Origin of the sequence: Ensifer sp. WSM1721 (genome assembly GCF_000513895.2) — a bacterium.
Classification (GTDB): domain Bacteria; phylum Pseudomonadota; class Alphaproteobacteria; order Rhizobiales; family Rhizobiaceae; genus Sinorhizobium.
Genome location: NZ_CP165782.1, coordinates 3453540 through 3466061, shown reverse-complemented (window position 1 = coordinate 3466061; position 12522 = coordinate 3453540). Strand labels below are relative to the sequence as shown.

General features: G+C 63.8%; 9 protein-coding genes and 1 pseudogene. 6 read left to right on the top strand and 4 right to left on the bottom strand.

What is annotated here, in order from left to right; genetic code table 11:
* Positions 1-123: 123 nt before the first annotated feature.
* Positions 124-1071: a YbhN family protein gene (locus tag M728_RS16645; RefSeq protein ID WP_026622357.1), complete on the top strand. Its 948-nt coding sequence runs from the start codon at positions 124-126 to the stop codon at positions 1069-1071.
* Positions 1072-1188: 117 nt separating this feature from the next.
* Here M728_RS16645 and M728_RS16640 read toward each other — a convergent pair whose 3' ends face one another.
* Together M728_RS16640 and M728_RS16635 are read right to left on the bottom strand one after the other, a co-directional pair.
* Entirely contained in the window at positions 1189-1680 is a 492-nt protein-coding gene (locus M728_RS16640; RefSeq protein WP_026622356.1) for a hypothetical protein, read from the bottom strand.
* Between the two features lie 278 nt (positions 1681-1958).
* A pseudogene (locus tag M728_RS16635) lies at positions 1959-2412 on the bottom strand (DMT family transporter); the annotation flags it as partial.
* A 475-nt stretch (positions 2413-2887) separates the two neighbouring features.
* Here M728_RS16635 and M728_RS16630 point away from each other — a divergent pair.
* The 3 genes from M728_RS16630 (at position 2888) to dnaJ (ending at position 8756) form a co-directional block, all read left to right on the top strand.
* Positions 2888-5128 (top strand): transglycosylase domain-containing protein, encoded by a 2241-nt coding sequence (locus tag M728_RS16630; protein ID WP_026622353.1) that lies wholly within the window; start codon positions 2888-2890, stop codon positions 5126-5128.
* 311 nt (positions 5129-5439) lie between these two features.
* Positions 5440-7365 (top strand): molecular chaperone DnaK, encoded by a 1926-nt coding sequence (dnaK, locus tag M728_RS16625; protein ID WP_026622352.1) that lies wholly within the window; start codon positions 5440-5442, stop codon positions 7363-7365.
* 251 nt (positions 7366-7616) lie between these two features.
* The gene (gene dnaJ, locus M728_RS16620; RefSeq protein ID WP_026622351.1) at positions 7617-8756 is read left to right on the top strand and encodes a molecular chaperone DnaJ; all 1140 of its coding nucleotides are present in this window, start codon (positions 7617-7619) and stop codon (positions 8754-8756) included.
* 84 nt (positions 8757-8840) lie between these two features.
* Here the strand turns inward: dnaJ and M728_RS16615 are convergent, their stop codons facing one another.
* The gene (locus M728_RS16615) at positions 8841-9725 is read right to left on the bottom strand and encodes a DUF2182 domain-containing protein (protein WP_026622350.1); all 885 of its coding nucleotides are present in this window, start codon (positions 9723-9725) and stop codon (positions 8841-8843) included.
* Positions 9726-9729: 4 nt separating this feature from the next.
* On the bottom strand, positions 9730-10365 hold the full coding sequence (locus M728_RS16610; protein ID WP_026622349.1) for a DUF1326 domain-containing protein: 636 nt from the start codon (positions 10363-10365) through the stop codon (positions 9730-9732).
* A 206-nt stretch (positions 10366-10571) separates the two neighbouring features.
* On the opposite strand from M728_RS16610, the gene recF reads away from it, so the two are divergent.
* A complete protein-coding gene (recF, locus tag M728_RS16605) occupies positions 10572-11696 on the top strand; it encodes a DNA replication/repair protein RecF (RefSeq protein WP_026622348.1) in 1125 nt (374 codons plus the stop codon).
* 55 nt (positions 11697-11751) lie between these two features.
* Positions 11752-12516, top strand: coding sequence for a molybdopterin-synthase adenylyltransferase MoeB (locus M728_RS16600; protein ID WP_026622347.1), 765 nt, complete (start codon positions 11752-11754; stop codon positions 12514-12516).
* The last annotated feature ends 6 nt before the right edge of the window (positions 12517-12522 follow it).

The following is a 12522-nucleotide window of genomic DNA, read 5'->3' as shown; positions in this document are numbered from 1 at the left end:
GGCCGGCACCTTGTGGCGCCGCGCGCCCAGCCGCACACGCGAAGATCATTGCGGCACCTCGACGTGCTGCATGATTTTGCGGTTGAATCGATTCCAATCGAGGAATCATTCAGAAGCCCAAGCATGAAACGGCTGAAGGCATATTTCTGGCCCGTCGTCGGGCTAGCTGCGATCCTGTTTTCGGTACGCGCGCTTGTCCACGAGCTGCGTGGCCTTTCTCTCGACGAATTCGTCGCAAGCTTTCAGGCCATCTCCTTCACGAGCTGGCTGCTCGCCATCGGCTCCACGCTCCTCGCCTATGCCGCTCTCGCCGCCTATGACAAGCTGGCGCTCGACCATCTCGGCCACCGCATCTCCCTCTGGTTCATTACCCTCTGCTCGTTCACGACCTACGCGCTTTCGCACAATCTCGGCGCCTCAGTGTTTTCCGGCGCCGTCGTGCGCTACCGCGCCTACCGGTCGAAGGGGCTGACGCCGGCCGAAGTGGGCATACTTGTCGCCTTCTGCTCCTTCACCTTCACGCTCGGCACACTGATGTTGTCGGCCATCGTACTGCTCGTGAAGCCGGATATCATCGAGCGCTTCGCCGAATTCCTGCCGATCGAGATGTCGCTGACGACCGGGACCCTCATTCTCGCGCTGATCGGGCTTTACATCCTCGGCAGCTTGGTCGGCCTCCGGCCGCTGCGCCTGCGGTGGTTCCAGCTCCATTATCCGCGCCCCGCAATCGTCCTCCGGCAATTAATCATCGCGCCCGTTGAACTGCTGGGCGCTGCCGGCATCATCTATTTCGCTCTGCCGGACGCCGGCAATCCGGGTTACATCGTCATTCTCGGCATCTTCCTCGCATCCTTCTCGGCAGCACTGCTTTCACATGCGCCGGGCGGACTCGGCGTGCTCGAACTCGTCTTCATCGCAGCGCTGCCAGAGATGAACCCGGCCGACGTGCTGGCGGCGCTCGCCATCTTCCGGCTGCTTTACCTCCTCATCCCCTTCGTCATGGCGCTCGTGGTCATCCTCGTCTTCGAGCACTCACGCTTCCTCGAACAACGAGGCGTGAGGGGGCCGTAATGCATGTTTCCTTAAATCGTCCTCGATTTAAGGACAAAAACATGCAGCAATTCAAGTGCTACAGCGTCCTTTGTGCGTCTGAAAAGACGCCCGGCGCTGTAATTGCACGCGGCACACCTAAGGAGCGTTGCAAACGGCGGGGATCGCCTGCTCGATCGGCCCGCTGACTTCCTCGAGCCGCGCCGTCTCGATCTGATAGGGCGTGAAGGGCGGGACCTGCAGGGACGGATTGATGATCCTGGCAACATAACAGCCCGAAAAGAAACGGGTCTTGCCCTGCCGCTCGAGCGACTTGATCGCGACGGGAACGGCCGAATAGATGCTGCCGGCGGCGCCTTCCGTCGTCACCTTGCCGATTTTCAGTTCCACCGACTCCGTGTTCGCGTAACCGTCCGCGAAGGCCTTGTACTCGCCGACTGGTTTGGACGCGCCGAAATAGCCGTAGGCCCTGGCGTATTCCTTCCGGCTGATTGCGTTGTAAAGCGAGCGGACGAGCGCCGCACCGTCGGAACGGTCGTCGACATAGGCGACGCTCTCCTGCGCCCTTGCCTCAATGCTCGGTGCTGCAAGAGCCGCAAGCGTGAACAGGGCTGCGCGACAGATTCTCATCTTATCTCCTTTCGAACCGGAGATCCCGCTGGACGCAACGCCGCAGAGTTGTGTGTTGCGCGCCCTCTCCGGAGGTCATCCTCGGGCTTGACCCGAGGATCCATTCACAAGCACTGAGCCTCACTGGTGGCATGCCCCCATGGCTGGCTGAAAAGCCTTGTATGTGGATCCTCGGGTCAAGCCCGAGGATGACGCTGAATATGACCGCCGGAGGAAGGGCACGGCCTCCAAGGATTAGTAACGGCAATGATCCCGGCGATTTTAAGTTGAAAACACCGTCACCGCGGTGGCAGGCTGGCCCTGCGTCTTGCGACGACATGTTCGCGCCAAACGGTGAAGATCCCGGCGGCAACTACCAGAATCGAGCCGATGATCATGTTTGCCGACAGCGTCTCGCCGAAGATGGTGACGCCCATGATCGAGGCGAAGACGAGCTGGAGATAGGTGAGCGGCTGGACCGCGGCCGCATCGAGCATGTCATAGGCGCGAATCAGGAAATAATGGCTCGACGTGCCGGTGATACAGAGCAGCAGCATTCCAGCCCCAGTCCGGCGCTGACAGCGTCGCCCAGAAGAACGGGCCGACGAGGCTGATGGCGGCCGCGCCGACGACGCCGGTATAGAAGAAGCTCGTCATCGCCGGATCCTCGCGGCTGCCGAGCCTAGTCGTGATGACATAGATCGCGAACATCGACGCCGCGGCGAGCGGCAGCAGGAAATTGCGATCGAACGATTCCGCTAGCAAGGCGGGCTGAGATTGCCGCGGCACATCCAGATACAGAAAGACCCCGATGCGGGAGGAGGTGCATCGGGGTCTCTGAACTAGATCGGTCCTGGGAGGAGGAGTGAACCGATCGGCGTCTGGCGCCGTGGGAGGAGGTACAGCGCTTCGACAAGACGGAGAGTAAATCATTCCCCCTGAATTAATAGGGACAATGTTGCATTGCAGCATTGCGTTTGGTGCAAGGCAGCAGGCCGGCCCGGCCACTGCATGCGGCAAGCAACTGGCCCAAGGTAAACAGCTTGAAGATGTTAACAATCTCTTATTCCGCTCCTTAACTCCCCCTTAAATTGCCGTATTTAAAGTACAACGGATCGCACAAGCGGACGGGGCGACGCCCGAACGCGGCGACAACTGTGCCGCCGGGAATCGCTCCGGAAGCGATGGCGCAACCCGGTCCGGCCTCAAGGGGACATATCCTTCCGGCATGGCGAGCGGCAAATCAGGACAGCGGATCGAACCTTCATTCGGTGGCGATGACGACGGCGACGAACTGCGCGTCGATGCGAGCGACCGCGTCACGAGTGGCGGACGCAGGCCGAAGCGCACCGGCTCCGCGCAAGGCGGCAGCAAGCGGGAGATGGCCGCGCGGCGCCGCGGCAAGAGCGGCGGCGGCAGACGCGGCTCCGGTGGCGGCTTCTTCGGCCTCGCCCGGCGCCTTGCCTATTGGTGCATCGTTCTCGGCATCTGGGGCGCGATCGGCGTCGGCGGCCTGGTGCTCTACTACGGGGCGCGGATGCCGAGCGCGACGAGCTGGTCGATCCCCGACCGGCCGCCGAACGTCAAGATCCTCGCGGTCAATGGCGAGATCATCGCCAATCGCGGCGCGACCGGCGGCGAGGCGCTCGCGCTCGAAGACATGTCGCCCTATATCCCCCAGGCAGTGATCGCCATCGAGGATCGCCGTTTCTATTCGCATTTCGGCGTCGACCCGTTGGGGCTCGCGCGCGCGATGCTGACCAATCTCATGAGCGGCCGCATGGTCCAGGGCGGCTCGACGCTCACGCAGCAGCTCGCCAAGAACCTGTTCCTCTCGCCGGAGCGGACGCTCGAGCGCAAGGTGCAGGAGGTGCTGCTCGCCTTCTGGCTAGAGCAGAAATACACCAAGGACCAGATTCTCGCGATGTATCTCAACCGCGTCTTCTTCGGCTCCAACGCCTATGGCGTCGAGGCGGCGTCGAGGCGCTACTTCAACAAATCGGCACGCGACGTCAATCTCGGCGAGGCTGCAGTGCTCGCCGGCCTGCTCAAGGCGCCCTCGCGGCTCTCGCCGGCGCGCGACCCGCAAGCGGCAGAAGAGCGCGCCCAGGTGGTGCTCGGCGCAATGCGCGAAGAGGGTTTCATCACCGATGCCGAGATCAAGACGGCCATGTCGCAGACGCCGACGCGGGCGAAGAGCTTCTGGTCGGGCGCCGAGCACTACGTTGCCGACATGGTGATGGACCAGCTTCCCGGCATGATCGGCGAGGTCAGGCAAGACCTCATCATCGATACGACCATCGACCTCGCGCTCGAGAAGACGGCCGAGGAGGTGCTTGCCGAAACGCTCGAGGCAGAGGGCGGCAAGCTCAACGCCTCGCAAGCCGCGCTCGTCTCCATCGACGGCACCGGCGCGATCCGGGCGCTCGTCGGCGGCCGGGACTATGCCGAGAGCCAGTTCGACCGCGCCTCGAAGGCGAAGCGCCAGCCGGGCTCGGCCTTCAAGCCCTTCGTCTATGCGGCAGCGCTGGAGATCGGCCGCACGCCGATGTCCATCCGCAACGACGCGCCCGTCAGGATTGGCAACTGGACGCCGGAAAACTACGACCAGAAATATCGCGGCGAGGTGACTCTCGCCGATGCGCTCGCCAATTCCTTAAACACGATCGCCGCTGAGCTCGTCATGGAAGTGGGACCGCAGAACGTCGTCAAGCTCGCGCATCGCCTCGGAATCGATTCCGAGATGCAGGCGAACGCATCGATCGCCCTCGGCACGTCGGAGGTCACGCTGGTCGAGCTCACCTCCTCCTATGCACCCTTCATGAACGGCGGCTTCAAGGCGACGCCGCATGTGATCCGCCGCATCGCCACCGCGGACGGCACGGTGCTCTACGAGAACACCTACGACAATCCGCCGCGCGTGCTCGACCCGGCGATCGTCAGCGAGATGAACCGGATGATGGTGCAGGTCCTGACGAACGGCACCGGCAAGAAAGCGCGCCTGCCCGACTGGGAGGCGGCCGGCAAGACCGGGACGACGCAATCCTTCCGCGATGCGCTCTTCGTCGGCTACACGTCCAACCTCACGACCGGCGTCTGGTTCGGCAATGACGACGGCAAGTCGATGAAGAAGGTGACCGGCGGCGGCCTTCCCGCAAAGGCCTGGCACGATTTCATGGTGGCGGCGCATGAGGGCCTTTCGCCCTCGCCGCTCTTCGGCACGACAGGCGTGCAGCCCGTCTTCGACGAAGGCGGCATCGCCGCCGCCGGCGAGGTGCCCGCCGACGAATTCGCGACCGGCAGTCCCGAAGCTTTCCCCGAACCACCGGCGCCCGTGGACGGCACGGCTGCCGTCGAGCAGATCCGACCGGCAGAACAGACCGGCGGGCCGATCCCGCCGGCGGGTGTTGGGGAGACGACCGGGGCGACCCGCCGCACGACGCTTTTCGACCTGCTGACGGGTGGCTAGAGCGGCCAGGCAGAGCGGCACCACCGGGTGGCATGCGGCGTTGGCTAAGGCAGGGGCAGACTGGGGTGTCACGCCCCGTTGCGGATTTCCGCCGCGGCCCCCGGCGAACGCATCCTCCACCCGATCGTGAAAGGCAGCTTGCATTTGCCCCCGATCCCCCCGCAGAATGCCTTGCAGTCCGAAACGCCGGTCCTTATATACGCCGCATCGGCGCAGCCCGCCGCTGCGATGAAATCCAAAAGACCATCCCGTTAGGGGCTGTCCTACGAATGCCTGACCGGGTTCCGACAGTCCGCTGCAAGGAGAGAAACATGGCTAAAGTTATTGGTATTGACCTGGGAACGACCAACTCCTGCGTCGCCGTGATGGACGGCAAGGACGCGAAGGTTATCGAAAACGCCGAAGGCGCGCGCACGACCCCCTCCATGGTGGCATTCACCGACGACGGCGAACGTCTCGTCGGCCAGCCGGCCAAGCGCCAGGCCGTCACCAATCCGGAAAACACCCTTTTTGCGATCAAGCGCCTGATCGGCCGCACCTTCGAAGACCCGACGACGCAGAAGGACAAGGGGATGGTCCCCTACAAGATCATCAAGGCCGACAATGGCGACGCCTGGGTCGAAGCACATGGCAAGACCTACTCTCCGTCGCAGATTTCCGCGATGATCCTTCAGAAGATGAAGGAAACGGCCGAATCCTATCTCGGTGAAAAGATCGAGAAGGCCGTCATCACCGTTCCGGCCTACTTCAACGACGCCCAGCGCCAGGCCACCAAGGATGCCGGCAAGATCGCCGGTCTCGACGTGCTGCGCATCATCAACGAGCCGACCGCGGCTGCGCTTGCCTACGGCCTCGACAAGAAGGAAGGCAAGACGATCGCCGTTTACGACCTCGGCGGCGGCACCTTCGATATCTCGGTTCTCGAAATCGGCGACGGTGTCTTCGAGGTGAAGTCGACCAACGGCGATACCTTCCTCGGCGGTGAAGACTTCGACATGCGTCTCGTCGAATATCTTGCATCCGAGTTCAAGAAAGAGCAGGGCATCGACCTCAGGAACGACAAGCTTGCGCTGCAGCGGCTCAAGGAAGCTGCCGAAAAGGCGAAGATCGAGCTGTCGTCCTCGCAGCAGACCGAAATCAACCTGCCGTTCATCACGGCCGATGCATCCGGTCCGAAGCACCTGACGATGAAACTGTCGCGCGCCAAGTTCGAGAGCCTGGTCGAGGACCTGATCCAGAAGACCATCGCGCCCTGCAAGGCAGCGCTCAAGGACGCCGGCGTCTCGGCTGCCGAGATCGACGAAGTCGTTCTCGTCGGCGGCATGACCCGCATGCCGAAGGTTCAGGAGACCGTCAAGCAGCTCTTCGGCAAGGAGCCGCACAAGGGCGTCAACCCGGATGAAGTGGTCGCCATGGGCGCTGCGATCCAGGCCGGCGTTCTGCAGGGCGACGTCAAGGACGTGCTGCTGCTCGACGTGACCCCGCTCTCGCTCGGCATCGAAACGCTCGGCGGCGTCTTCACGCGCCTGATCGAGCGCAACACGACGATCCCGACCAAGAAGAGCCAGGTCTTCTCGACGGCCGAGGACAATCAGTCCGCCGTGACGATCCGCGTGTCCCAGGGCGAGCGTGAAATGGCGGCCGACAACAAGCTGCTCGGCCAGTTCGACCTGGTCGGCATTCCGCCGGCGCCGCGCGGCGTGCCGCAGATCGAGGTCACCTTCGACATCGACGCGAACGGCATCGTGCAGGTCTCCGCGAAGGACAAGGGCACGGGCAAGGAGCACCAGATCCGCATCCAGGCATCCGGCGGTCTCTCCGACGCCGAGATCGAGAAGATGGTCAAGGACGCCGAAGCCAATGCGGAAGCCGACAAGAAGCGCCGCGAGGCGGTCGAGGCCAGGAACCAGGCCGAAAGTCTGATCCATTCTTCGGAGAAGTCGCTCAAGGACTATGGCGACAAGGTCTCCGAGACGGACCGCAAGGCGATCGAGGACGCGATTGCCGCGCTCAAGACCGCTGTCGAGGCTTCCGAGCCGGACGCCGAGGACATCAAGGCCAAGACCAACACGCTCATGGAAGTCTCCATGAAGCTCGGTCAGGCGATCTATGAGGCCCAGCAGGCCGAAGCTGCGCATGCGGATGCCGCGGCCGATGCCAAGCGCTCCGGCGACGACGTCGTCGATGCCGACTACGAGGAAGTCAAGGACGAAGACGACCGCAAGCGGTCGGCATAAGGACCTCGCCTCGCAAGGAACGAGCCCGGGAGCGATCCCGGGCTTTTTCATTATCGGTCCACGGCTGTGCCGGCGACTCAGAGGAAAGTGGCGCGAAACCGCGGTTTTCCGACAAAAAACAGCTTCCGCCCCGACTTGGCTATGGTATCGCGCTTAAAGGTTTACTAAATCCTGTGGCAAGATAATCAGGCAGCCGTCGGATCCTTCGCGCTGGCAAGCCCTGTCACTGTCAACAGGACAATCTTTGAAGCATGAAACGTGATCTTTACGAAACGCTTGGCGTTCAAAAAAACGCGGATGAGAAGGAACTGAAAAGCGCCTTCCGCAAACTCGCGATGAAATATCATCCGGACAGAAATCCCGGCGACAAAGAAGCGGAAAAGTCCTTCAAGGAAATCAACGAAGCCTACGAGACGCTGAAGGATCCTCAGAAGCGCGCCGCCTACGACCGCTACGGGCATGCGGCCTTCGAGCAGGGCGGCATGGGTGCCGGCTTTGGAAACGGCTTTGCGGGCGGCGGCGCGCACGGCTTCTCAGACATTTTCGAGGACATCTTCGGCGAGATGATGGGCGGCCGCCAGCGCCGCTCGTCCGGCGGCCGCGAACGGGGCGCCGACCTTCGCTACAACATGGAGATCTCGCTCGAGGAGGCCTATTCCGGCAAGACGGCGCAGATTCGCGTGCCGACGTCGGTCACCTGCGATGTCTGCACCGGCACGGGCGCCAAGCCCGGAACAAGCCCGAAGACCTGCGGCACCTGCCAGGGCACCGGCCGTGTCCGCGCGGCCCAGGGCTTCTTCTCGATCGAGCGCACCTGCCCGACTTGCGGCGGCCGTGGCCAGACGATCACCGACCCGTGCACCAAATGTCACGGTCAGGGCCGCGTCGTGGAGGAGCGGACGCTCTCTGTCAACATCCCGGCTGGCATCGAGGACGGTACGCGCATCCGGCTTTCCGGCGAGGGCGAGGCTGGCCTTCGCGGCGGCCCGGCCGGTGATCTCTACATCTTCCTCTCGGTCAAGCCGCATGAGTTCTACCAGCGCGACGGCGCCGATCTCTATTGCGCCGTGCCGATCTCGATGACGACGGCGGCGCTCGGCGGAAAATTCGACGTCACCACGCTCGACGGCACGAAGTCGCGCGTCACCGTGCCGGAAGGCACCCAGGCCGGCAAGCAGTTCCGCCTCAAGGGCAAGGGTATGCCGGTGCTGCGCTCCAATCAGATGGGCGACCTCTACATCCAGATCCAGATCGAGACGCCGCAGAAACTCACCAAACGCCAGCGCGAACTCCTGCAGGAATTCGAGCAGATCTCATCGAAGGAGAATAATCCGGAATCCACGGGCTTCTTCGCCCGCATGAAGGATTTCTTCGATACGCTGAGCGACTAATCCTCATAGGCCCGCTTCCGAAGGCGCTGCGCATCGTTTCAGACGCGCGGCGCTTTTGTATTTCAGGAAGTCTCCGACAGATGCTCAGGCCGTCGCCGCAGCCAATTGCCAAATGCCTAAAACAATGAGCATCACACCCGCAGTGCGGGAGAGAATGCGGCCCGTGGGAAGCACTTTCTCCGCGAGCACGAATATGGCGATCGCCGCGATCCACAGCACGTTCATGATACCGCCGACGAAGAGAAGCGCCATCAGCGCCCAGCAGCAGCCGATGCAATAGAGCCCGTGGCGCGAGCCAAGCCCGACGGCGCCCGCAGGATCGCGGCGAAAGCCGCCATGGGTCTGCAGGAAGACGAAGGGCGTCTGGCATTGCCTCAGGCAGGCGTCCTTGAGCGGCGTCCATTGATAGAACCCGGTGGTCACCAGAACGATGCCGCTGAAGACGCGGCTGGCGCTTGCCAGCGCCGGCGTCAACAGCGTGCCCTCCAGGAGCCATTGGCCGAGCGTCGCGGCGAGCGCAAAGGCGGCCCAGGCAAGGAGATAGCCGCCGGCAAAGAAGCCGGTCGCGGCGAAGGGCTTGCCCTCTTTCCGGCTTTGCCGGCCGACGCGGGCATAGAGCAGGATCATCGGCGTTGCCGAAGGCAACATCATGCCGACCATCATCACCACCCACATGGCCACGGTGACGCCAGCCTCGACGGCACTCCAGGGATGCGGCGAGAGGCCGAGCAAGGCGCCGAGCGGAGCGGCACCACTGCCGCTCTCCATCTCCATGCTCTCCATGTTCATGGCCGGGTCCATGTCCATGCCGGCACCCATCTCGGGATCGGACATGGCCATGCCCTCCATGTTCATGGTCGCAGCCAGCCAGACAATATAGGCCCAGGCGATCGCCGTGAGGATGGCGATCGATGCCGCGACGATCGCCCGGTCCCGTCGCAGCAAGATTTCGAGCGCGGTGTCCGCCATGGCGTCAGTGGACCACGCCGCTTTCGGTCATGTGGAGCCTCGCGAAATGGGCGTGCGAATCCGACAGCGACAGACTGATCGGTCCGGTCGTATCGGCCCAACCGCGCCCCACCTCGCACTGGTCGTATTCGAACCCTCGCGGCAGATTGATGCGGGCGCGGTGCTCCGCTCCGGTCACCGGATTGAGGATCGGCTCTCCGCGGGCGTCGATCCATCCCGGGATATTCACGCGGGCGCTGCGTCCTGCGATATCAATCTCGAAGTCGATCGGCGCGAAGACCGGTTCGTGGAAGGTTTCGAAAGTCGTCGCAAACACCTGGAAGAACGATGCGCCCGGCTCGGTGTCCTCACCGCTCATGATGCGCAAGAGCGCCCCGCGCTGGTCGTTCGAGGCCCGCTCGTCGATGATCGGCACGACCGCTCCCCTGCCCTCATGAATGGCGCCGGGCCAGGCTACGATCAGGGCGCACCGCAAACCGTCGAGGCGGGTGTCGCCATGATGCCCCTCCTCGATCTCAAAGACCCCGATCGCGCGGCAATGCCCTTGCGTCGGCAATGCGTTGAATTGGCAGGGGCAGCCATAGGCACAGTTGCAATGAATGAACTCGCGACCCTTGATCGTCCATTTGACGTCCGTCATCGTCTCCTCCCGAGCACGATGGATATCCCGTTTCTCTCGCTCGAACGCGATCTACCAGAGGACGAAAAATATACTCCGGGTCGCCGGTGATGCCAACGGCGCCACGCCGTCGTGTCAGGCGGGTGAGGGGCCATCAGGGCGCCCTTTCGCCTTGCCTTGCCCCTGCTTTCGTCCTACCTGACAGCAACGTCGAATTCGGACATGCGATGCCCCACAAGGTCTTTCTCACCCGCCTGAAACTCACCGACTTCCGCAACTACGCGGCGCTTTCGCTCGATCTCGATCAGCGCCATGTGGTGCTGACCGGCGAAAACGGGGCGGGCAAGACCAATCTGATGGAGGCGGTCTCCCTCCTCTCGCCCGGCCGGGGTTTGCGGCGTGCTGCCTATGCGGATGTCGCCCGCGTCGGCGCTCCGGATGGCTTTTCCGTCTTTGCCGTGGTCGACGGCATGGAAGGCCCGGTGGAGATCGGCACGGGAACCCAAGGCACGGAGGAAGGCCAATCGCGCCGGCTCAGGCTCAACGGCACGCCGGCCCGCACCGTCGACGAGTTGACCGACCACTTGAGGGTGCTCTGGCTGACGCCGGCGATGGACGGCCTCTTCACCGGTCCGTCCGTTGATCGCCGGCGCTTCCTCGACCGCCTGGTGCTCTCGCTCGATCCCGAGCATGGAAGGCGCGCCAGCGAGTTCGACCGCGCCATGCGCAGCCGCAACCGGCTCCTTGCGGAGTTTCGGCCCGATTCCGCTTGGCTCTCGGCGCTCGAACGCGAGATGGCGGGTCTCGGTGTTTCGATGGCGCTCGCCCGCCAGGAAATGCTCGGCCTGCTCACGGCACTCGTCGAGCGCAGCCAAAGCGACGCAACCTTTCCCTCCGCCAACCTGGCGCTCGCCGGCTTCCTCGACGACTGCCAAGGTTTGCCTGCGTATGACCTCGAAGAACGGTACATCGCCATGCTCGCCGAAGGCCGCACCCGCGACGCGGCCGCGGGCCGCACGCTCGACGGGCCGCACCGCAGCGACCTCCTGATCCGCCACCGGGAAAAGGACATGGAGGCCGAGCGCTGCTCGACAGGCGAACAGAAAGCGCTGCTTATCGGCCTCGTGCTCGCCCATGCGCGGCTCGTCGGCGACATGACCGGCCATGCGCCGGTGTTGCTGCTCGACGAAATCGCCGCCCATCTCGACCAGGGACGGCGCGCCGCGCTCTTCGATCTCGTCGACGCGCTCGGCGGCCAGGCCTTGATGACGGGCACCGATCGGGCGATGTTCGACGCGCTCGGCGAGCGCGGGCGCTATCTAACCGTTGCAAACGGCCGCGTTTCGGGGTGACATCCTGCCCGCGGCCTCGGCCGCGTCGCGGACTTCAGAATAGACGGAGACGCTCATGACGACCGCTGCAACACTCGATCCTTCGGAGATCGCGCGCTATGCGCGCCACATCGTGCTGCCGGAAATCGGCGGACCCGGGCAGCAGAAACTGAAGGCGGCGCGTGTGCTCGTCATCGGCGCGGGCGGCCTCGGCGCTCCGGCGCTACAATATCTCGCCGCAGCCGGCGTCGGCACGCTCGGCATCGCCGATGACGATGTCGTGTCGCTGTCGAACCTGCAGCGCCAGGTCATCCACGCCACCGGGGATATCGGTCGGCCGAAGGTGGAGAGCGCCGCCAGCGCCATCGACGCCCTCAATCCACATGTGAAGGTCGTTGCGCACGCACTCCGGCTCGGTCCGGAAAACGCCGAGGCGATCTTCAAGGCATACGATCTCGTCGTCGACGGCTCCGACAATTTCGATACACGCTATCTCGCCGCCGACACGGCGGAGACGATGGCGGTTCCGCTGGTCACCGGCGCCGTCGGCCGTTTCGACGGCTCGCTCACCGTGTTGAAGCCCTACGAGACCGATGCGGACGGACATCCCAATCCCTCCTATCGCGATCTCTTTCCCTCGCCGCCCCCGCCCGGCGCGGTTCCGACCTGCGCCGAAGCGGGCATCATCGGCGCGCTCACCGGCGTCATCGGCACGCTGCAGGCGATGGAGGCGATCAAACTCATCACCGGCATCGGCGAGCCGCTCGTTGGCCGCCTGTTGCTCTACGACGCGCTTGCCGCCCAGTTCAACACGATCCGTTACCGGCGCGGCAGGGCTTGAGGGCAG